Source organism: Bacillus sp. AL-1R (assembly GCF_052180195.1).
Lineage (GTDB): Bacteria > Bacillota > Bacilli > Bacillales > Bacillaceae_G > Gottfriedia.
The window spans coordinates 3,084,515-3,103,707 of the sequence record NZ_CP197469.1; the positions used below are offsets into that span (position 1 = coordinate 3,084,515).

Genomic DNA, 19,193 nt, shown 5'->3' on the forward strand with positions numbered 1-19,193 from the left:
TACTTTAGATCACTTCATTTGATGAAAAAATTCATCCAATGCTCCTCTCATCAATCTTTTCGGAGAAGAACGTAACTTGTATAAAGGCATGTCATTAAGATGAAGATTTAAGTGAAGCAAACTAATTATTTCATCTAACTCTACCCTGTGGTAAACATAAGATTCAGCAAGATAAATCATATCATTCATCTGTGAAATAATACTTCGATCACTTGTTGCACTGTATTGAACTTCACCAAGGTGTTCCATATATTGATCAACTTTCTCGATATCATACTCGTTTGCCAGAAAATTTGTCACAATATTCCTCTGCATTACCTCTTCAAAATTCGTAAAATCCTTTTTTAGAAGACCATACATCACAAAACAATATCTAGTTACGTTATTCATGACTAATACGCATTTTTTACGGCCAATTTTAAAGATATTAGCGTGCCAGCAAAACAGTTGATTCTCGTTTGATAAATCTGGTTTTTCTATTTTGATTTTCATTTCATCTGAAAGTTTTTTTGTTAGTTGAATGTACATCCCTATGGTCCTCATTATTCAATATTTTTATTTATATTCTAACATTGCATCAAACTAAATCTAGTATATAAAATATATTTGTCATCATTTTACTAAAATAAACACAACTTCAATTACATAATAAACAAAAGATTATTGTATGGTTGCACCTTTATCGAGGATTTTCCGCCGAGTCTCTTTGTTCTAATTACATAAAAGAACTCCTTTTTAGTCTACGTTCTTTAATTTTAAATAACGTATATTTAGGAAGACCGCTTTATTTATGATATATTCATAAATTGCAATTAAGCTAGGCCAACAGAGTATTTTTACCCTATCGACCTAGCTTATGTTAGAATTTATAATGAATCGCTTCTGAATACTGTTTAATTAAATTCTGATTTAATTCATCTCCGCCATCTAAGTTAGCTGAGTAGAAAATTGGTGGTGTTTTGATACCATTTTCTACTAATCTTTGGCAAGTTTCCACAATAATGGTATTTAACACAGTTGCACCAACAACAGTTGAAGTAGCTCCAACTTTTTGCTCAATACCTTGAATATCACAACATGCGTCACCGATATGACCGTGATTATCGATTACAATATCTGCTAGCTCATACAGACATTTTCTACTTGAGTGACGACTTTTTGCTGACTTAGAGTATTTTACATTTGTTAGTGCAATAATCTTTACACCCCGACTTTTTGCGTGAAATGCCAAGTCAATGATAATTGGATTTCTGCCGGAAACAGAATGTAAAATAAGTATATCATCTTGTTTAAAAGGAACATTTTTACCTACAACCGTTCCATAGCCTTCTAGACGCTCCATTTGAGAGGTAAAGGTAATTGGTGAACGGTCTAACATACATTCACGAGCAAAAATTGGGTTAATCGTCATCATTCCGCCAGCCCTGTAAAACAGTTCTTCCGTAAGAATGCCTGCATGACTAGCACCGAAAACAAATACAGAGTTCTTTTTTAAATTTGCTTCTGTTAATAATGCAATACTTGCTTCAATATTCTCTGTTTCTTTTGTAAAAACCTCAGTTAAGATCGTTTGAACTTTTTCAACATATTGGTACATATTATAACCCTCCGAAGAGACTTGCAATTCCACGACTGATGATTCCCCATAGGGATAAGTCATTTCCACCGAAGATTAGTAGCCAGTTTGTAATTGTTTCGCTAAATAGCACTGCTGAAAATCCTAGTAAGGCAACCATTACAAAAGAAGCAGTAATGGTACCGATGATCGCACCTCGGACCCCACCTTGTCCCTCACCGATAACCGCAGCTCCACCACACTCGAAGAAGCTTGTTATTACAAGTGGTACTAATAGCACACCAAATATATTAAATGTATTTGCAATGATAACAAGGACAGTTGATGTAATCATTGCTACAATAAATCCGATAATAACTGCGTTTGGGCGGTAGTTAAATAAAATCGGAATATCAAATGCTGGCTTTGAACCAGGAACTAACTTTTCTGCAATTCCTTGGAAAGAAGGAATAATTTGGTTGATCAATAAGCGAACACCATAAAGCATGATTAATAAACCTGCACCGAATTTCAATGCCGCATTGAAAGCGAACATTACTAAACTACCATTCTCTGACACTAGAGAAGGAGCAATTATGCCAACAACAATGTTCATTACAAGCATTACTAACGCACCTGTAATTGAGATTTCACGGAAGAAGCCAAGTCCTTCAGGAATATTTAAATCCTCAGTTGATTTTTCTTTGTTTCCAACACGTTTTGCAACGAATCCTGAAATAAGCGATAAAATTCCTGTTGGGTGACCAATTAAGAAGCTATCATCACCGATTACATCCCAAACATATTTACGCATAATCCAAGGCATAAATGACCAGTAAATCGCTGAGAATACAGCACCTAGACCGATTAAGATGCCACCTTCTAAACCAGCTTCCACTCCTGCTGCAATAAAGATGAAGGGGAACCACCATAACATGTGACCAGTTAAGAAAATTGTCTTTACTGGTGTGAAACGCGCGATCGCTAAATGAATAATAAGACCGATAAACATCGCTAAACCAATATCGCCACCATGCTCAGCAGTAAAAGTTACATCTGATAAACCTTCTGCTACTTTAACACCTAATTCAGATTGTACAGCCGCGTTTAAAGGCGCGATTGTACCTACTAACATTCCTACACCGGCATCTAAAATTACCATACCGAATGCTGCTGATAAAGAGCCTTTGATAATGTCAGATACAGACTTTCTTTGGATAATCAAACCAAGCATAGCAATTAGTCCAAGTAACACAGGCGGATTTCTTAAAATATGATCTGTAATAAAATTCATATTCTTAACCTCCTATTGTTGCTAAATAGTCTTGCATTTTTTCTTTAACTTCATTTGCATCCATGTACTTCTTCACTGCATAAACAGGTACTTTTACTGAAGATTTCAACTCAGCTGAAAGCTCATTGCTTGTAAAAATCACATCTGCTTGCATTGCTTTTGCTGATGAAATATCTGTGTTTTCTACATCAGCCTTAATGCCAAGCTCACGTGCAACTTTGTCTAAAGTCATTTTTAAAACCATTGAACTGCCAACACCAAATCCACACACTGCTAAAATTTTCATTTTCCTTACCTCCATTTAGTTAAAAAGTTGTATAATTGCTTCTTTGTCTCCAGAAAGAACGATCTGATATTTGTCTGTATCTAGAAAAATTTCCATAATGTGTGAAAGACTTGCTAAATGTGAGTTGTTATCTTCAGCAGCCAGAACGAAGAAAATTTTTACTTTCTTTCCTTCTAAGTCAACTGGCTCCTTTGTAACCAACATACTCATACTTTGCTCGTTAACACCTTCACCAGGCCTTGCATGCATAAGTGCGAAATAATCAGCTAAAACCATATAAGGTCCATTGTCTTCCACACTTTGTATCATATTCTGAACGTATTGCTCAGTAATAAGATGATCTTTCAGCAATGGCTGGCTAGCAATTTCCACAGCTGTTTTCCAGTCAACTACTTTATCAATTACATCAATGTATTCTGACGGTAAATATTTTTTTTCTTTCATCACGTATTTCCCCTCAATTCACTAACGCTTTCATTTTTGTTTTCAACCTACTTTTAATATAAAATAACAAAACATTTTTTTATACATCTCTCATTTCCAGCTTTATACCGGAAAAAAATGAACAATTCCGTTCGGTTATTGCCACTTTTTTATGGAAATAAGCTGAACTACCATCCATTGTAAATGATGATATTTTTCTTTAAAATTAAAATAAGGCTATTTAAGGGGGTCTCCTATGTTTTCTTATAATCGATTAAATAAAATATTTACCCTTTTATATACAAAATCTTTTGTACCGCAAAGTGAATTGGCTGAACTTTTCAATGTTTCTAGCCGAACGATTCGTAATGATATAAATGAACTGAACGAAGAATTGAAAAAATATCATGGGCAAATTATTTTGGTTCGTGGACAAGGATACAGTTTGCAAAAAAAAGAAATACTTTCAGAAATTCATAATAGAATCACTACAGAAAGCCACCATGCGTACAATCATTTAGAAACTTCTGAAGAGCGTATAAAAGAACTGTTAACATTACTGCTTTTTAGTGAGGATTATCTTTCGTTGGATGAACTTTGTGACACCCTATTTGTTGGTCGGACAACCTTGCTTGGCTATATGCGGCAAATTAAAGGTTTACTTAAAAAATACAATTTAACAATTAAAGCAAAGACAAATATCGGCTATAAAATTTTTGGAGATGAAAAGAACATCCGAAGTTGTATTTCAGAGCAATTAATCAACAAAAATTCAACTAATTACATTACATCTTTTACACCATCTGAGCAAAAGTTATTTAAAAATCTCGAATTGGATGAAATAGCACAAGTTACAATGAAGTTTTTCCCACCAGATATTTTTCTAATTTCTGATTTTCATAGAAAAAATTTTATTATTCATTTAGCAATTAGTATTACGAGAATGCAAAATGATTGTGCTCTAACTGAAAATATTCCTCCTACTATTCTAATGGATATGAATTTCCAAGATGCAATGGAGCAGTTAATAAATTATCTGGAAGAACGATTTCATCTTACGTTTCCTTTAGGTGAAAGACGTTGGATCTATCTTCACTTTATCTCCAATATTCCTCAAAACATATTTACGGATGAAGTCATTGAAGAAATAGAAGTATTAGTAGAACAAATAGTGGATAATATTTTTCAAATTTTTGATGTTGACTTAAGAAATGATCCTGTATTAAAAAAAGATTTGTTCCAGCACTTTTCTACTTATCTACCAGTAAAAGAAATTTTAAAAGAGAAGAACAATCCTTTATTGGATACTATTAAGCAAGCATATCCCTACGCTTTTCAATTAACACTTTTGGCCATGGAAAAAACACATGTATTTCATAAATATAATTTAAATGAAGACGAAATTGGTTATGTTGCTCTACATATCGCTTCTTCTTTAGAGCGAAACAAAGAAACCATCGTCAAAAAGAAGAAAATTCTTTTGGTTTGTGGACAAGGCACATCTACAAGCAGATTAGTAGAAACCATTCTTTATAAGGAATTTAGAGATCGAGTGGAGATTATTGATACAGTTTCTTATGCTGTATTTCAATTAAAAGGAGAACAACAAGCCGATTTTATCGTTTCCACCATTCCAATTTCCAATGCAAAAGTTCCGGTTGTAGAGGTGGACTTTCTGTCGTTAAAAAAAGGGATTGAAGTGATAAAAAAAATGCTTAGCAACGATAATCGTAGTAGCGAATTGATTAAGTTCTTTGATTCCTCTCTGTTTTTTGTTGGTAATAGGAAAATTAAACAAAGTGAATGCTTAAAGTATCTTAGCCAAGAGTTGGAAAATAAGGGATTTGTGTCAAATCAATTTTATCAAAAAGTAATGCAACGAGAGAAATTGTCGCCAACTAATATTACTTCATCCATAGCCATTCCCCATGCGATGGTTGAAAATATAACAGAATCAAAGATTGCAGTTTATATTTCAGAAGAACCAATCCAATGGAGCGAAGGAAATTATGTAAATATTGTTTTTTTATTAGCAATTGCAGAAAGTGACAAAAAGGGATTTGAGCTATTTTTTGAAAAATTATATGAAGTAATGAGTTATCCAAAAGTTGAAAAGAAAATTATGTCGGCAAAAACTTTTGAAGAGTTTCTTTTTCAATTTGCATAAGGAGAGTTGAAAGGTTAAAAGCTAACCTTTTGACTCCCATTCCGTCTTACGTCTATCCTATTTTGTTAAATGCTTCACTACAAAGTAAATTATTTAAATTTCTTTTAATAAATACTCATCAATCCTTTTCCTATAAGTTTCATCAAACTCATACAAATAATTAAGTTTACCATCCTTAAAAAGATAGATTACTCTATGATCTTTCGTTTGATATTCTCTAATGTTAAGATTGTTTACTATTCTATTTCTTGCCTTCCTGCCTCCTTCGTAATCTATGTCACTTGATGAATAAATACTTACTTTTATATCATGTGAAAGCTGCACATCTATATGTGGAGAAAGAACTCCATCGTCTACTAGATATACATTTTCCACTCCAAATCCTGATGGAATAAGTATAGTTTGGTTACTATTTAATTTTTTACTTATTTCATTTACCTCTATTTTGCTTTTTATGTCTGTGTTTGGTAGGAAAAACATAATGAATAAATAGATAATTAAACCGACCCCTACCATTAAAATAAACGACAAGAATACGATCTTTAGCTTCATTTTCAAACCTCACATCATAATTAAAATTGTTCCTCTTGTGAAAACACTAACATAGTTATTCTCATATTAATCAAAGTAATTTTGAACTTAATATGAAGGTTTTACAATGAAAAAAAGAGCATCCCCCAAAAGATCCTCTTTTTAGTAAAAATTTATTGTTGCAAATTCATACTATACAATTTACTCATCTCAAAAATTTGCTCTTGAACTTTCTCAATTACTGAAGGTGGACTAATCACCTGAGCATCCTTTCCCCATGTTAAGATCCAAGTAATCAAACCATCACTAATCGCAGCTTTAGTCGTTAAAATGAAATGGTCCTCATCCACTTGCTGTATATTGGCCTTTAATCCAAATCGGTCTAATACTACATTTAATAAGCCTTTTTTAAACTTGATTTTTACATAATCAGGTTCTCCTGCAAACATATTAAAAACTGTACTTAAATATTCATCTACGTTAAAGCGTTCATCTTGAAATTTCTCTTCCGTTTTCTTAACTTTTCTCATTCGGTCTACGCGGAAATGTCTAAGCTGATCATCGGGTAAATTTCTTGTAATTAAGTAATAGTAATCATTTGACCAAATTACTGCGAGTGGCTTTACTGTATATTCTTTTCCATCATGGCTTAATTCAAATTTTTTGTTAAAATTATATCGGCCATATTGAAAGGTAAGTAATTTTTTCTCGGCGATCGCTTGATGAATTTGATCGATTGAGAAGTGAATTCGGTTGCTTTCACTTTTAATGGCTGTATCTGGGATAATGCCATTGTGAAGCTTTTTGGCTTCGTTTTCACTTGTAAGTTTTTTTAATTTATCTATGATCTTTTTTGTTTCTTGTTTGTTTAAAAATCTTGAAGCTGTAACAGCATCGACTAATAATCGGAGTTCATGTAATTCAAATAGTCTTTCCTGATGACTATATGTAGTTGCCTTACCATCTGAAGCGTTTTCAATTACATCAAAACCAACATCCACTAATACCGATATATCTTTTAAAAACGTATTTTTACTATACGAAAAGTCCTCTTCACCTGCTGCTAATCTCTTTTTTATCTCATCAAAAGTAAACTCATGATCAATATCTGTCTTACTTTCTAATAGTTTCATTAGTTTATAAAAACGTTCACGGTTTTCCATGGATTCCTCCGTTTATTAGTAAAATTCAAAAGATGTATTTAATATGTAACTTAATCTAATTTTAACATATTTAATTAGTAAAAATGATGGTTTTTTACTAGAAAAGTACCCTATAGAGTAGCTTATAATAACTGTCTACTCAAAAGGGTACTTTTTAAGATGGAGAAGCTTTTATTAGTTTGATTTTATTCATCAGCATAGTCCTTATAAATTGTAACAAACTCCCTTTGGGCTATTATTAAGTCCCTCGGAGTTTTTATATCACTTAGTGTAATTTCGCGTTTTTGACTAATTGGTAAGTCTTCCTCAGAATTCCATGAAGCAAATAACTCTATTACGCCACTTTCATTAACAGCTTCTTTAATGTATTCATATAAAATCTTTAAACATTTATCACCTTCTGGAGTAATCCGTTTATCTCCTTTCATTAGAACTTGTTGAGACATCATACATACTTGATGCTTATATTGGAAGTGTTTAGAGAAACTAAACATCCTTTTTTCCTCTTGATCATAATTCCTTTCGATATATAAATGTGTAAAATCTAGTTCATTTGCATAAACATTAGGAGAAATAGGATTGCCACCAAAGGAACCTTCTTTCAGTCGCATTGGTGAAGAAATATAATGATATTGTGTCATGAATAAATCCTCCTTTTCTAATTAACAACTCTTGGTTTTATGTGAAAATTTTAACTTAGTAATTTGGAAGAATATTATGCTATTTATGATAAAATATTGAATTTTTTTAGTGAAAGTTTACGAACTGCTTCTTTATTTTCATAGTATCTTTGCTTATAGGTTTTTAGTACAAAAGCCCTCGTCCAAAAAGCCTAAATATTAATTTAGCGTGATAATAAAATGTAAACAAGCATACACATTAAATATTGATTCCCAAAATTCTCCACTTTACATATTCAAAAAATTGTACAGGAGGTCAGGAATGATTGAATTTAAACATGTAAATAAGTTCTATGGCGATTTTCAAGTCTTGAAAGATATTAATCTTACAATTAATAAAGGTGAAGTTGTTGTTGTCATTGGTCCGTCTGGTTCTGGTAAGAGTACTTTGCTGCGTTGTATCAATCATCTGGAATCGATTAATGACGGGACACTGACGGTTAGTGGGATTTCTGTTGGGGATAAAAAAACAGATCTCAATAAGTTAAGGCGAAATATTGGAATGGTTTTTCAGCATTTTTATTTGTATCCGCACAAAACTGTGCTTGAAAATATTACGCTAGCTCCTATGAAAGCGCTGGGTCAATCTAGAGAAGAGGCTGATGAAATAGCCAAGCATTTTCTTGAGAAGGTTGGCATTTTAGAGAAGGCGAAATCGTATCCTTCCCAGCTTTCTGGTGGTCAGCAACAACGTGTAGCAATAGCTCGCGGGCTTGCGATGAAACCGGATATTATGCTTTTTGATGAACCTACCTCAGCACTTGATCCTGAGATGATTGGTGAAGTGCTAGATGTTATGAAGACTCTTGCTAAGGAAGGCATGACGATGGTTGTCGTGACTCATGAGATGGGCTTTGCCAAAGAGGTAGCCGACCGAATCGTCTTTATGGACGAGGGTCGCATATTAGAAGAAGCAACTCCGGCTGAGTTTTATGAGAACCCACGTGAAGAACGGGCTCGCTTATTTCTTAGTCGTATATTAAATCATTAATTGGGAGGTAATGGAATGTTTCTAAAAAAATTCATGAAAATGGCATTAGTTTCAGCTACAGCCGCCTTAGTTCTTGCAGGTTGTGGTAGTAAGGATGATTCAAAAAGCAAAGATGCTCTTGCACGCATTAAGGATGATAAGAAAATCGTATTTGGTGTAAAATATGACACTCGTTTATTTGGATTGAAAAACCCATCAACAGGTAAAGTAGAAGGATTTGATATTGACCTTTCCAAAGCACTTGCTAAAGAAATGTTTGGTGATGATGTTAAACCTGAGTACATAGAGGTTACGTCAAAAACGAGGGTTGGTCTCTTAAATAATGGTAAAGTTGATGCAGTAGTCGCAACAATGACCATTAATGAAGAACGTAAAAAAGAAGTAGATTTTACGGATGTTTACTTTAATGCAGGACAATCTTTACTTGTGAAAAAAGGCAGTAAAGTTCACGGACTTGCTGACTTGAAAAAAGGGACAAAGGTACTTGCTGTTAAAGGGTCTACATCTGCTGTAAATATTCGTCAGAAAGCTCCTGAAACAACAGTACTTGAATTCGAAAACTATGCTGAAGCTTTCACAGCTTTAAAAGCTGGTAAAGGTGATGCCTTAACAACTGATGATTCAATCCTTTATGGAATGAAAGAAGAAGATCCTACATTTGAATTAGTAGGTGGAACTTTTACAGAAGAGCCTTATGGAATCGCTGTTAAGAAAGGAAATAAGGAGCTTGTAGATGCATTAAATAAAGCATTAAAAAGCCTGAAAGATTCAGGTAAATACGATGAAATTAAAAATAAATGGATTAAAAATTAATGATTGGATCTGCAGAGTCCGTAATTTTACGGACCTGCTTTTCCTACTAATTAGGAGGAAATCCTTTGATTGATTTCTCGATACTAACAGAACATATGGAATATTTTTTAGAAGGATTACGAGTCACCATTTTAACTAGTTTAATCGCTTTATTATGTAGCTTTATTTTAGGAACCATCATTGCTGTTATGCGAATTGCTCCAATTAAACCACTTAACTGGTTAGGCTCGGTTTATGTTGAATTTATCCGTAACATCCCAGTACTCGTGATCGTGTTTTTCACTTACTTAGCTGGAAGCTTTAGTGGAATGATCGCAGGAACAATCGGACTGACCATCTATACAGCAGCCTTCATATCCGAAGCAATCCGTGCAGGCATCCTCTCTGTTCCAAAAGGACAAATAGAAGCCGCCCGCTCGACAGGTTTAAGTTACGGACAGGCAATGAGATTAATTATACTTCCCCAGGCGATCAAAATCGTAATCCCTCCCCTTGGCAACCAATTTCTAAATCTAGTAAAAAACTCATCTTTATTAGCAGTCGTAGCTGGTGGAGATTTAATGTATCAAGGCGACCTAATCTCTGCAATGACTTACGTAACATTTGATACTTATATTTTCGTAGCCTTATTTTACTTAGTTTTAACGATTCCTTTAAGTATCGGTGTGGGGTATTTAGAAAAACGCTTAGCTAGAAGTAATTAAGGAGGTGCATAGATGGATTTTCTGCATTCGTTCGCTGATGTATACACACTTGATCATATAAAATTTTTACTAGAAGGATTTTGGGTCACCCTTAAGGTCGCTGCCATTTCAATTTTACTTAGTTTTATTATTGGTGGACTTATTGGTACGCTTAGATATACGAAGATTCCTGTTGTGACTCAATTACTAACCGCGATTGTTGAGATCATTCGGAATCTGCCTCTGTTACTGATTATTTTCTTTACTTATTTTGCTCTACCGGAAATCGGGATTGAAATGAAAATAATCACAGCCACAATCGCAGCATTGACGGTTTTTGAATCAGCAATGATATCAGAAATTATTCGAAGTGGCTTAAACTCGATTGAAAAAGGACAGATCGAAGCAGCACGTGCATCTGGACTGAATTATATCCAGACATTGCGTCACATCGTTCTGCCCCAAGCATTGAGACGAATGGTTCCGCCGCTTGTTAGTCAGTTTATTTCTTTACTTAAAGATACGTGTTTAGCTGTTGTTATTGCGTTACCGGATTTATTGCATAATGGACAGATTATTTATGCGCAGAAGGAATCTTATGTGGTCCCTGTTATGGTGATCGTTTCATTGATGTATTTTATTGTGAATTATGTTTTGTCGTTGGTTGCGCGTAGGTTGGAGATAAAGCAGTCATGAGAAATCTGGTTCATTTATTGGGCCGGATTTTTTAAAATTTAAAAATAATTAAATTCACTCGATAGAAGGAAATAAAAAAATCCCCCTCTTAAATGAATCATATATAGGAGGATTTTACATATCTTTAATGATTTCATCAATTACATTCTTCCAATTAATACGATTATAAATGCTCCTAATCCTAATGATATAAGTAATAGTATACTTGAAATAATTATAATATATTTTTGTTTTCTCATTAAACCAATAAATAAAGAAAATAATGAAAAAAGAAACATTAAAATAATAATAATTGAAATAGGCATAGTAAATCTCCTTGACTTAATACTTAGTTAGAATAGTTTGTAATACTTTCTCTTTATATATAATGAAAGTCATTTTAACATTTCTCTCTTTATCAAGATACGTTATCGTTTCTCCAATTTCTTCAAACGAGTGAATGTAGTTATTACCGTACTTATCTATAATAGTAGCTATATCATCTCCTTTTCCAATCCCTTTATTAGTTTTTAGTTTAGGATCTTCAGAAACAATACTATTAATTTTATTGTTTTTAGTTCCTATATATAGTTTCTTAAATTGATAGTTTCTATCATTTTCAATAGGAAGTATTACTACAATATCTGTGTGTTTAACTGTTCTACCATATTTACTTTTTAGATCTACCAATAGTTCAGGTGTAACTTGTTTATCAATCATAATTTCATTCATTCCTTCATTTTTTAGTGAAGTACTTTCTAGTAGTCTATTTTTTACTAAAATAGAAGTACGCTCAACAATGAAAAAACCTACTAATAGCAATACAATAATTCCAAATAGTACAGTAATATACTTCCAGGGGATTAGTTTAAATAATAGATTCCCTAGAATTAGTAATAAAATTAAAACTAAGACTGTTAATATCATTATTATTCTCCCGAACATTTACGTAATGTAGGTATTCCATGAAACATAACTACAAGAAAATAGCGAAGACTTCTTGGATATAGCAGAGAAGCCATCTCTCTTCCACATCATTAAGTTGTTATTTATTAATCTTGTGATAGATGATTTAATGGCAAGTTCTATTAATGAATCTATTTTTTTCTCTGTTATACTATCAAAAGTATAAATTCTTACAAAAACAAGATTTCGATCATCATCCCAGTCTTGTGAACTACCCACCACTAGTTAACCTTCCTGTCTACTTGAAGTGGGGGCTTCTCGACTTATTGTTGCTTTTACAAGCCAACAAAAACTGACCGAGCTAACCCTCTTGTTCCAAGAGTTTTTGCTTCTGTGCTAATAATAGGCAAATGCCTTCATTTTTGATATTGAGTGCTGAATTGTAGTCACGATCTATCGTATAACCGCATGAACAATGGTAGGTGCGTTCAGATAGTTTCATCAGTTTTTCAGAACCACAACAAGAACACTTCTTAGTGGAAGGAAACCACTTATCAATTTTCACAAGCTGTTTTCCTTGTTCTTTTAATTTGTAAGCTAAGAAAGTAGTGAACATACCCCACCCATTGTCGTGAACGCTTTTACCAAAGTGAAGGGCTTGAGACATTCCTTTCATGTTCAAGTCCTCAATCACGACTGCATCAAAGTTAGAAGCTAATTCTTTTGACTTATGGTGAAGGAAATCTTTGCGTTGGTTCGCTACTTTCTCATGAAGCTGAGCCACTACTAGACGTTGCTTATTCCAACGTGCAGAACCTTTTTTACGCTTAGACAAAATGCATTGTGCTTTTGCTAATTTTTCTGACATAACACGATAGTAGCGAGGATAATTGGCTCTCTCATTCTCGCTACTCACATATAATTCAGCCATCGCAAAGTCTAATCCAATAACGTTTTTCACTTCTTTTTGTACAATTTCTTTTTCGTATTCAGTCAAAATAGAAACATAGTATTTACCAGTAGTTGTCATGGAGATCGTGCATGACTTGATTATATGGTCTGGTGGGATTTTTCTATGTTGTCTGATTCGTACCATTTTTAGCTTTGGTAATTTGATATGGCGAGCAAATAACAGTATGTTTCCGTTTACGAGATTGGTTGTATATGAATTTCTACCTTTTTTGTTCTTGAATGTAGGAAAATCATTGTGACCACTAAAAAAATTCTTATATGCAGTTTGTAAATTTAGTTGGGCATTTGCCAGGGCTAAAGAATCAACTTCTTTTAACCATTCAAATTCTGCTTTGTATTTTGCAGGAGTTGGAAACTTTTTTTTCTTAAGTTGTTCCTGATCATCTTTGAATTTCTCATATGTTTCTTTTCGTTCTGCCAACATTATGTTGTAGACGAATCTCACACAACCAAAAGTTTTTCGCATAAGAAATGCTTGTTCGTCAGTTGGGTATAATCGAAACTTATATGCTTTATTGTGCTTTGCCATATCAATCCACCTCACTTTTGACCTAGATTTTCAATGTATTTCTTAATGGTATCTATTGCAGCCTGTTGTTAGCAGACAGAAACTTCTTGACCAAAAACATTTCTTTCCATAATTTTATTCTGATAGGTGGAAAATCTCTCTACCTTCATTTATATCAAGAGTCAAATGATTTTTACAATTTAATTCAAGTTGAATAAAATAACAGTTTTTCTTCAAAAGTCTCACTCCTTTTTAGTAAGTAATTAAATAATAAGTAAAATTTAATAACTTGTGAAAATATTAACATATTAAATTCTATTAAATTCACTACAAATGTGATCATAAATTGAAGAATTAAGAAATAAAAAATGCAGTCTTCAAAAATTTTGAAGATTGCATTGATACTTAAATATAGTATGGGTTACAATAAACAAACTCGATAAAAATCAGGTTTGCTAACATTCTGAAATAAGTCCTTCCTAGGAACTATCTTTTTTAAACTTCTAAAACTTATTTTTCACACGCTATATAATCATGATCTCGATCCATTTTTTGGTTAGCGTCATATAGAGCTTTTGATGCAAATGGTTTATATTTAGTTTTACCGCCTTTATTTTTAACGGATGAACTACGGGCAACTCCACCCTTGTATGTTTTGTTCAATTCGGTGCAGTTTTTAAATTTTTTCACAGCTGCACTAGCATCATCAGTTGAAATCATTGAATAACTTTGGATAAGTCCAATTGTAAGAATACCAATAACAAGTTTTTTCATCTTTAATAACTCCTATCTATTTTTTGTAATAAATGCTACCTATTTTATAAAGTTTCCAGCAAATAAATGTGTTTAATAGTTTGCTAAGAAACAAGTTGTATTTCACATTTATCTTAATCTATTTATAATTTTATCATAGAAAATCCTGTTATTTTAGTAAAAATTAGCCAGATTAATTTAGGGTTTATTCACTAATTTTATTACCTCTAATCAATTTTCCAGTGTAGAATGTTGTCTGGAACGTTGTAACTTAGAACTAGGACTCCACCGTTTTTGGAATTTAGAGTTTTTTCCGCTAGATCATCATTTTGTTTGAGAATAGTATTTCTCCAAACGTTGTTGATGGTCTGTCGATATAAAAGAAAAAATGTGCACAGACTTTGCTGTACACACTTCTTTATTAGTATATCATTTCGTTCTTATCATTAACATTTTTAGATGAATATGGGTATTATTGCAAATTAAAGAATACTTGACCTCCAATGAATTCTTCATATCGTAATTGCGCTTTTTCCCCGGTTTTTACTAAATTAGCAATGTAGCCTTCTTTTTCATTCCCTACATACATTTCATAGCTAAATTCAGGATCCGTTGTTCCATATACATCCCCACTATAAATATCTCCACTTTCACTTACTACTTTAAAATTCATAATTCCATCAATATTAAATGCTAAATCTTCAGTAGCTGATTTTACAAATTTAACTTTTACCTTAGTTAATATCCATTCATAACCGACTGGCGCAGGATCATTAAATTCATTCATACTTTTTAACTTAGCATATGCAGCATCTCCACGAACTACTTCTTCTACCGTTAAGTCAAACTTAATTGGAAATGAATCTCCATTGTCATTATATAATTCGTCATCAACAGTAGCAGTTTTCTTAAATGGGACTGGATTCGTTCTTGAACCAAGTTTGGATTGTTTTGGTTTTTCTGTTTTTTTAGTTGTTTTTACTTCTTCTTTTTTTGGAGGGTCTTCTTTTACAGTCACATCTTTTGTACCTTGCCCACATGCTGTTAATAACGAAATTGTTAATAAAGTTGTTCCAAATAAACTTACTACCTTTGAATATTTTCTGTTCATTTTCTTAACCTCACTTTTAATTTACTTGTTGGTCTAATGAAATTTTGAAATTACTTATCATTAAGCGCATCTGGGTAAACAATTTTATCGATTTCTTTTTGAGTAGCTTGATCTTTTACTAAAACGGTAACTTTATACTCATCTGGTTCTACCCCGTTATAAAGCTGATACATCATTCCAGACATCCCAAAAGTAAATGCAGCAAGACCATCCATGCTATTTTCATAGGCTACTTTGTCTACAATCAAAGTAAACTCTGAAAAATCATTGTTGTAAGTAATATCCTTTAGCGAAGCAAAATCTTTACTCTCTTTTGTTTCATTGACTGTTTCAATGACTTCCTCTCTTAATCCTTTCATTATTTTCTTGTGTTGAGATTTAGACATTTTATAAGTCAGTGATCCATCGCTGTTTTTAGTAACTTTGATTCCTTCTTTTTCTGCATTAGCAATGGCTTTATTGATGTCGTCACCCTCAAACATTGAAGCTGGTAACGTGAGTTTTACATTGAATAGACCTTTATCGACGGCTACTGATTCTTCCTTTGATTTTGGACTTTTTGATGTTTCCTTTTCCTGATTGTTAGATGAACAGCCGGCTTGTAGAGTAATTAGAAGTGCTAATAATAAATAAGTAATTTTTTTCATATGAATTCCTCCTTCAGTTTTTGGTTTAATTGAATCTGGATTTATCTTAACTGATGGGATAGTCAGAAATTTGAGTGGGTAAATGAAAGTATTGGTTCTATTTGGTGGATTGGGGTTTTTAGTAAAAAATATAAAAAACCTGTTCAAAAAAATGAACAGGTTTGTATGTAAAATATCTTTACTTAATTTAATAACTTCTAAATTTAGAAAGAATCACTATTATTCTCAATATAAATTTTCAGCTACGTGGTCATAAATAAATTTAATTTTTTACAATTTAAAATATTAATCTATCAATCTGAATTAATAGCAATAGTATAAAAATTGGTATATAATCATATTAATTATTACGTACGTAAAATGAGGTGTAGTTAATGGACTTTGGTTTCAGTTACGTATTTCCAGCAGTTCGTGGAAAACAAGCTTTAAAGGAGTATTATGTTGTAATGTGCCCTTTAAAACTCATACCAAAAATTTTCTTATTTGATGAAGAAGAAATTCCAGCAGAGCATAGATCACAAAGAATTTTAAATAAAAATCGTATACCTGAAATAACAAACTATATTATCGAAAATAGTAAAGATTATGTTTTCTCTTCTTTGACTGCTTCTGTAGATGGAGAAATGCAGTTTAATTCAATCAATGCTGATGGTGGCTTTAAAGATATCGGTCAATTACATGTTTCATTAGATGCTAGATTTTTAATTAATGATGGACAACATCGTAGAGCTGCGATTGAAGAAGCACTTAAAATTGATCCAGAACTAGGAAATGAAACAATTTCTATTGTAATTTTTCAAGATACAGGATTAAAAAAATCACAACAGATATTTTCAGATTTAAATCGTCATGCGGTTAATACCACTACCTCGATTGGAATTTTATATGATCACCGTGATAAATTATCAATTCTTACTAAAGAAATTGTTGCAAATAACACTCTATTAGCACGTTACACAGATAAAGAACGTGTTACATTATCAAAGAATTCTCCAAAAATCCTGGCTCTAAATCATATTTTTAATACAAACCTTAGATTAGTTAATAAATCAAAAGGTGAAAATTTATTGAATGAAGAAGAACAATTTTTAATTGATTTTTGGAATGAATTGACTCAGACACTTCAAGAATGGAACTTAGTTTTTGAAAAGAAAATGAGTGCTAGAGATTTAAGAATGAATTATATCAATGGTCATGGTGTATGCCTTGAGGCAATTGGTTTAGTTGGCTATTTCTTAATAAAAAATTACTCTAATGATTGGAAAGGTTATATTCATCAACTTAATTCCATCGATTGGAGTAGAACTAACGAAAAAGATTGGTTACATCGAGCAATTAGTCCAAATGGTAGGATTCAAAAAACTCGCGATACGATTTTATTAACAGCTAATAAAATTAAACAATTGCTTAATTTGCCATTAACTGAAGTAGAACAAAAAATAGAAGAAAAATACGGGTTAGGTGATTTTAATGACGTTAAACTTATTTGAGAGTTTAAAAAATAATACATTCATTAATGATACAAAAGAACATATTAAAAAAATATATCTTGCTGATACTAGACCTTGGGTTGTTGGTTATAGTGGTGGAAAAGATTCAACTGTTGTAGCTCAGTTAGTATTTGAATCTCTTTCAGAACTTCCTAAAGAGAAACTTCATAAGAAAGTGTATATCATCTCATCTGATACTTTGGTTGAAACACCTTTAATTATTCAATCCATTAATACTACACTAAACAGAATTCAAAAAGAAGCTCTAACTCGAGATCTTCCTATTGAAACACATAAGGTTAAACCAATAATTGAAAATACATTTTGGTCTCTTTTAATTGGAAAAGGTTATCCTTCTCCAAACCAAAAATTCCGTTGGTGTACTGACCGATTAAAGATTGAACCAGCTGATCAATTTATTATGGATAAAGTTGATTCATTTGGTGAAGTTATTATGGTTCTAGGTGTTAGAGAAAACGAGAGTGCTACAAGAGATAATGTTTTAAAGTCTCACACTATTGAAGGTAAAGACTTAATGAGACACTCAACACTTTCAAATGCATATGTATTCGCACCAATTAAAAGCTTTAGTCTTGATGATGTTTGGGATTATTTATTAAATCACACATCACCATGGGGTGATGACAATTTTGAACTTCATAAACTTTATCAAGATTCAAGTAGTGGAGAATGTCCACTAGTAATCGATAAAAATATTAAAGAAAGTGCTGGGTCATGTGGTAATAGTCGATTCGGTTGCTGGGTATGTACTGTCGTAACCGAAGATAAAGCACTAAATGGATTTATTAATAGTGGTAGTGATTGGATGAAACCATTATTAGTATTTAGAAATTTCATTGCAGATATTCGTGATGATCGCACAAGACGTATGAAATACAGAATGAATGGTCAAATGTATTTAAAAGAAGTAAAAATTGACACAATCGATGGCATGGAATACGTTGTAATACCTAAAAAATCTAGAAAAGGTAAAGAAACGATCCTATTAAGTGAATATACACAGCTTGAGAAAAAGGATTTAAAACGTTATATAAAAGAACATAATATTGATTTAAGTGCACCCTATGATCCAAAGATATTAATTAAACTAGATAGTGGAAAACTAGGACGACTTGGAGTTGGGCCATATACAATGGAAGCTCGAAAAGAAATCTTAACTCTATTATTAGAAACACAACGTGATCTAAAACATCCTTATGAAGAAAATTTTGAACTAATAAGGGAAGAAGAACTTCGAATGATCAGAAGATATTGGCTTGAGAACGGTGATTGGGAAGATTCACTTCCAACTATCTATAGAGAAGTTATGGGAAAAGATCTTGATTGGGAACAAGATGACCGCCCTCTTTTTGATCAGGAACAAGTTTTTGATCTAGAAACACTTTGTCGGGAATATAATGTTGATTTAAAAATGTTAAAAAAACTAATTTCTCTTGAAAAAGATTTTGCCGGTTATAAAGTTCGTCGTGGTCTAATGCAAGATCTTGAAAAAGTACTTAAACAAGATTATCTACACATTTAACT

Annotated in this window: 21 protein-coding genes; 7 read left to right on the forward strand and 14 right to left on the reverse strand. The window is 32.4% G+C overall.

What is annotated here, in order from left to right:
* Window positions 1-9: 9 nt before the first annotated feature.
* The 5 genes from ACSBO6_RS14865 to ACSBO6_RS14885 form a co-directional block, all read right to left on the reverse strand.
* Window positions 10-528 (reverse strand): DUF6933 domain-containing protein, encoded by a 519-nt coding sequence (locus ACSBO6_RS14865; protein WP_498843580.1) that lies wholly within the window; start codon window positions 526-528, stop codon window positions 10-12.
* Between the two features lie 331 nt (window positions 529-859).
* Window positions 860-1,597: a sugar isomerase domain-containing protein gene (locus ACSBO6_RS14870; protein ID WP_498843581.1), complete on the reverse strand. Its 738-nt coding sequence runs from the start codon at window positions 1,595-1,597 to the stop codon at window positions 860-862.
* Window position 1,598: 1 nt separating this feature from the next.
* Window positions 1,599-2,849: a PTS ascorbate transporter subunit IIC gene (gene ulaA, locus ACSBO6_RS14875; protein ID WP_498843582.1), complete on the reverse strand. Its 1,251-nt coding sequence runs from the start codon at window positions 2,847-2,849 to the stop codon at window positions 1,599-1,601.
* 4 nt (window positions 2,850-2,853) lie between these two features.
* Window positions 2,854-3,135, reverse strand: coding sequence for a PTS sugar transporter subunit IIB (locus ACSBO6_RS14880; RefSeq protein ID WP_098845043.1), 282 nt, complete (start codon window positions 3,133-3,135; stop codon window positions 2,854-2,856).
* 15 nt (window positions 3,136-3,150) lie between these two features.
* Window positions 3,151-3,579 carry a PTS sugar transporter subunit IIA gene (locus ACSBO6_RS14885; protein ID WP_098845044.1) on the reverse strand — a complete coding sequence of 143 codons (429 nt, stop codon included), beginning with the start codon at window positions 3,577-3,579 and terminating at the stop codon, window positions 3,151-3,153.
* Window positions 3,580-3,814: 235 nt separating this feature from the next.
* Here ACSBO6_RS14885 and ACSBO6_RS14890 point away from each other — a divergent pair, with 235 nt between their 5' ends.
* The gene (locus ACSBO6_RS14890) at window positions 3,815-5,725 is read left to right on the forward strand and encodes a BglG family transcription antiterminator (RefSeq protein ID WP_498843583.1); all 1,911 of its coding nucleotides are present in this window, start codon (window positions 3,815-3,817) and stop codon (window positions 5,723-5,725) included.
* 93 nt (window positions 5,726-5,818) lie between these two features.
* Here ACSBO6_RS14890 and ACSBO6_RS14895 read toward each other — a convergent pair whose 3' ends face one another.
* The 3 genes from ACSBO6_RS14895 to ACSBO6_RS14905 all read right to left on the reverse strand — a co-directional run bounded on the left by ACSBO6_RS14895 (window position 5,819) and on the right by ACSBO6_RS14905 (window position 8,060).
* Complete coding sequence (locus tag ACSBO6_RS14895; protein WP_498843584.1) at window positions 5,819-6,277, reverse strand: hypothetical protein; 459 nt, start codon at window positions 6,275-6,277, stop codon at window positions 5,819-5,821.
* 152 nt (window positions 6,278-6,429) lie between these two features.
* The gene (locus ACSBO6_RS14900; RefSeq protein WP_098845047.1) at window positions 6,430-7,419 is read right to left on the reverse strand and encodes a helix-turn-helix transcriptional regulator; all 990 of its coding nucleotides are present in this window, start codon (window positions 7,417-7,419) and stop codon (window positions 6,430-6,432) included.
* Between the two features lie 185 nt (window positions 7,420-7,604).
* The gene (locus ACSBO6_RS14905) at window positions 7,605-8,060 is read right to left on the reverse strand and encodes a hypothetical protein (protein ID WP_498843585.1); all 456 of its coding nucleotides are present in this window, start codon (window positions 8,058-8,060) and stop codon (window positions 7,605-7,607) included.
* Between the two features lie 301 nt (window positions 8,061-8,361).
* On the opposite strand from ACSBO6_RS14905, the gene ACSBO6_RS14910 reads away from it, so the two are divergent.
* From ACSBO6_RS14910 to ACSBO6_RS14925, 4 genes are all read left to right on the forward strand, one after another.
* On the forward strand, window positions 8,362-9,090 hold the full coding sequence (locus ACSBO6_RS14910; RefSeq protein ID WP_098845049.1) for an amino acid ABC transporter ATP-binding protein: 729 nt from the start codon (window positions 8,362-8,364) through the stop codon (window positions 9,088-9,090).
* 15 nt (window positions 9,091-9,105) lie between these two features.
* Window positions 9,106-9,903 (forward strand): transporter substrate-binding domain-containing protein, encoded by a 798-nt coding sequence (locus tag ACSBO6_RS14915; RefSeq protein ID WP_498843586.1) that lies wholly within the window; start codon window positions 9,106-9,108, stop codon window positions 9,901-9,903.
* A 65-nt stretch (window positions 9,904-9,968) separates the two neighbouring features.
* The gene (locus ACSBO6_RS14920) at window positions 9,969-10,607 is read left to right on the forward strand and encodes an amino acid ABC transporter permease (RefSeq protein ID WP_498843587.1); all 639 of its coding nucleotides are present in this window, start codon (window positions 9,969-9,971) and stop codon (window positions 10,605-10,607) included.
* Between the two features lie 12 nt (window positions 10,608-10,619).
* The gene (locus ACSBO6_RS14925) at window positions 10,620-11,282 is read left to right on the forward strand and encodes an amino acid ABC transporter permease (protein WP_498843588.1); all 663 of its coding nucleotides are present in this window, start codon (window positions 10,620-10,622) and stop codon (window positions 11,280-11,282) included.
* A gap of 140 nt (window positions 11,283-11,422) precedes the next feature.
* Here the strand turns inward: ACSBO6_RS14925 and ACSBO6_RS14930 are convergent, their stop codons facing one another.
* The 6 genes from ACSBO6_RS14930 to ACSBO6_RS14955 form a co-directional block, all read right to left on the reverse strand.
* A complete protein-coding gene (locus ACSBO6_RS14930; protein ID WP_180232841.1) occupies window positions 11,423-11,587 on the reverse strand; it encodes a hypothetical protein in 165 nt (54 codons plus the stop codon).
* Window positions 11,588-11,603: 16 nt separating this feature from the next.
* Complete coding sequence (locus ACSBO6_RS14935) at window positions 11,604-12,188, reverse strand: hypothetical protein (protein ID WP_098845053.1); 585 nt, start codon at window positions 12,186-12,188, stop codon at window positions 11,604-11,606.
* 340 nt (window positions 12,189-12,528) lie between these two features.
* Window positions 12,529-13,668, reverse strand: coding sequence for an RNA-guided endonuclease TnpB family protein (locus tag ACSBO6_RS14940; protein ID WP_498843589.1), 1,140 nt, complete (start codon window positions 13,666-13,668; stop codon window positions 12,529-12,531).
* A gap of 489 nt (window positions 13,669-14,157) precedes the next feature.
* Window positions 14,158-14,421, reverse strand: coding sequence for an excalibur calcium-binding domain-containing protein (locus tag ACSBO6_RS14945; RefSeq protein WP_098845056.1), 264 nt, complete (start codon window positions 14,419-14,421; stop codon window positions 14,158-14,160).
* Between the two features lie 451 nt (window positions 14,422-14,872).
* Window positions 14,873-15,511, reverse strand: a complete 639-nt coding sequence (locus ACSBO6_RS14950) for a hypothetical protein (RefSeq protein ID WP_498843590.1) — start codon at window positions 15,509-15,511, stop codon at window positions 14,873-14,875.
* 50 nt (window positions 15,512-15,561) lie between these two features.
* Window positions 15,562-16,158 carry a hypothetical protein gene (locus ACSBO6_RS14955; protein WP_498843591.1) on the reverse strand — a complete coding sequence of 199 codons (597 nt, stop codon included), beginning with the start codon at window positions 16,156-16,158 and terminating at the stop codon, window positions 15,562-15,564.
* Window positions 16,159-16,532: 374 nt separating this feature from the next.
* Between ACSBO6_RS14955 and dndB the strand changes: the two genes are divergently transcribed.
* Both dndB and dndC read left to right on the forward strand, forming a co-directional pair.
* Window positions 16,533-17,648 (forward strand): DNA sulfur modification protein DndB, encoded by a 1,116-nt coding sequence (gene dndB, locus ACSBO6_RS14960; RefSeq protein WP_498843592.1) that lies wholly within the window; start codon window positions 16,533-16,535, stop codon window positions 17,646-17,648.
* Window positions 17,629-19,191: a DNA phosphorothioation system sulfurtransferase DndC gene (gene dndC / locus ACSBO6_RS14965; protein WP_498843593.1), complete on the forward strand. Its 1,563-nt coding sequence runs from the start codon at window positions 17,629-17,631 to the stop codon at window positions 19,189-19,191. The genes dndB and dndC overlap by 20 nt, the downstream gene beginning before the upstream one ends.
* Window positions 19,192-19,193 lie beyond the last annotated feature (2 nt).

Bases quoted from the DNA above. Each gene is read 5' to 3' on its own strand.
- ACSBO6_RS14865 (WP_498843580.1), bottom strand. From the start codon at position 528: ATGTACATTCAACTAACAAAAAAACTTTCAGATGAAATGAAAATCAAA.
- ACSBO6_RS14870 (WP_498843581.1), bottom strand. From the start codon at position 1,597: ATGTACCAATATGTTGAAAAAGTTCAAACGATCTTAACTGAGGTTTTT.
- ulaA (WP_498843582.1), bottom strand. From the start codon at position 2,849: ATGAATTTTATTACAGATCATATTTTAAGAAATCCGCCTGTGTTACTT.
- ACSBO6_RS14880 (WP_098845043.1), bottom strand. From the start codon at position 3,135: ATGAAAATTTTAGCAGTGTGTGGATTTGGTGTTGGCAGTTCAATGGTT.
- ACSBO6_RS14885 (WP_098845044.1), bottom strand. From the start codon at position 3,579: ATGAAAGAAAAAAAATATTTACCGTCAGAATACATTGATGTAATTGAT.
- ACSBO6_RS14890 (WP_498843583.1), top strand. From the start codon at position 3,815: ATGTTTTCTTATAATCGATTAAATAAAATATTTACCCTTTTATATACA.
- ACSBO6_RS14895 (WP_498843584.1), bottom strand. From the start codon at position 6,277: ATGAAGCTAAAGATCGTATTCTTGTCGTTTATTTTAATGGTAGGGGTC.
- ACSBO6_RS14900 (WP_098845047.1), bottom strand. From the start codon at position 7,419: ATGGAAAACCGTGAACGTTTTTATAAACTAATGAAACTATTAGAAAGT.
- ACSBO6_RS14905 (WP_498843585.1), bottom strand. From the start codon at position 8,060: ATGACACAATATCATTATATTTCTTCACCAATGCGACTGAAAGAAGGT.
- ACSBO6_RS14910 (WP_098845049.1), top strand. From the start codon at position 8,362: ATGATTGAATTTAAACATGTAAATAAGTTCTATGGCGATTTTCAAGTC.
- ACSBO6_RS14915 (WP_498843586.1), top strand. From the start codon at position 9,106: ATGTTTCTAAAAAAATTCATGAAAATGGCATTAGTTTCAGCTACAGCC.
- ACSBO6_RS14925 (WP_498843588.1), top strand. From the start codon at position 10,620: ATGGATTTTCTGCATTCGTTCGCTGATGTATACACACTTGATCATATA.
- ACSBO6_RS14930 (WP_180232841.1), bottom strand. From the start codon at position 11,587: ATGCCTATTTCAATTATTATTATTTTAATGTTTCTTTTTTCATTATTT.
- ACSBO6_RS14935 (WP_098845053.1), bottom strand. From the start codon at position 12,188: ATGATATTAACAGTCTTAGTTTTAATTTTATTACTAATTCTAGGGAAT.
- ACSBO6_RS14940 (WP_498843589.1), bottom strand. From the start codon at position 13,668: ATGGCAAAGCACAATAAAGCATATAAGTTTCGATTATACCCAACTGAC.
- ACSBO6_RS14945 (WP_098845056.1), bottom strand. From the start codon at position 14,421: ATGAAAAAACTTGTTATTGGTATTCTTACAATTGGACTTATCCAAAGT.
- ACSBO6_RS14950 (WP_498843590.1), bottom strand. From the start codon at position 15,511: ATGAACAGAAAATATTCAAAGGTAGTAAGTTTATTTGGAACAACTTTA.
- ACSBO6_RS14955 (WP_498843591.1), bottom strand. From the start codon at position 16,158: ATGAAAAAAATTACTTATTTATTATTAGCACTTCTAATTACTCTACAA.
- dndB (WP_498843592.1), top strand. From the start codon at position 16,533: ATGGACTTTGGTTTCAGTTACGTATTTCCAGCAGTTCGTGGAAAACAA.
- dndC (WP_498843593.1), top strand. From the start codon at position 17,629: ATGACGTTAAACTTATTTGAGAGTTTAAAAAATAATACATTCATTAAT.